A 1139-nucleotide genomic window follows, 5' to 3' on the forward strand; every position below is an offset into this window, starting at 1 on the left:
GGGAGCTCGCCGGGCTCGGCGTCGAGTGCGTCGTCGCCGCGGTCTCGAAGATCCCCAGGTCGGCCGCCGACTCGGCCTCCAAGAACGACAGGAACGACGCCGCCAGGATGGCCAAGGCGATACTCGCCCACGACATCTCCCCCGTATGGGTCCCCTCCCCCGAGGTCGAGGGCATCAGGGACCTCGCCGGCGCCTACGACGGGGCGACCGCGCGCCTGGCGACCGCCAAGCAGCGGCTGCTCGCCTTCCTCGCAAAGCGGGGGTTCGTCTACGGCGGCACCACGCCCGCCGGCAACCCGAGGAAGTACTGGACCTACGACTTCCTGAGGTGGCTCGACAAGGTCAGGCCGGAGGACGATGGCGGGGTTCGGACGCTCGCCGCCCTGAGGAACGAGGTCGAGGCCGCGGCGGAGGCCCGGGCGGACCTGCTCTCCGAGTACAGGGCCGCCGTGGATGCCAGCCCGATCGCCGCGGAGGTGGCCGCCCTCCAGTCGATCAAGGGCTGCGCCTTCGCGCTGGCCGCGGCCTTCTCGGCCGAGGTCGGCGACTTCACGAGGTTCCGTTCCGGAAGGCAGGTCACGGCCTATTTCGGCCTCGCGCCGAGTCAGAGGTCGAGTGGCGACTCCGTGCGGCTCGGAGGCATCAGCGGTGCGGGCAACGCGCTCGTGAGGAAGCTGGCCGTTGAGGGTTCATGGTGCTACGCCGCGGCACGGCACCAGCCGAAGCTCATGCCAAGGGACACGGGCGTGCCCCTCGAGATAAGGATGCACGGGAGGAAGGGGTCCGAGCGGCTCCTGCGGCGGCGCGAGGAGATGCTCGCCCGCGGCATGCCCGCGGCGAAGGCCAACGCGGCCACCGCGGCCGAGCTCGTGAGGTGGCTCTGGGCCCTCGGCATGATGTGCCGGGAGGGCGCGGAATAGACATAGCCCCCGTCCCGGCGAGCCGGGCGGCCTTCGGGGATACCCCCTATTTCGCTGTGCGCGCGGAGCCCTCCGCATGCGCCTCGACAGACTTGGGGAACCCCGCCGAAGGAATGGAGTGCGGGCCGACAGAACGGTATCCGCGGATATGAGACTGAGCCGAAGGCGTCGATGACATGCCGGGGGCGGACCGGGACGGGTTAACGGCAGGCCCCGCCG

General features: G+C 71.0%; 1 protein-coding gene. It reads left to right on the top strand.

Annotation, left to right across the window (positions count from 1 at the left end):
- Window positions 1-920: IS110 family RNA-guided transposase (locus PGW49_RS10340; RefSeq protein ID WP_270226445.1), on the top strand; the 920-nt coding region annotated here is incomplete at its 5' end.
- Between the last annotated feature and the right edge of the window lie 219 nt (window positions 921-1139).

It is taken from the genome of Collinsella aerofaciens (genome assembly GCF_027679495.1).
Classification (GTDB): domain Bacteria; phylum Actinomycetota; class Coriobacteriia; order Coriobacteriales; family Coriobacteriaceae; genus Collinsella; species Collinsella aerofaciens_AK.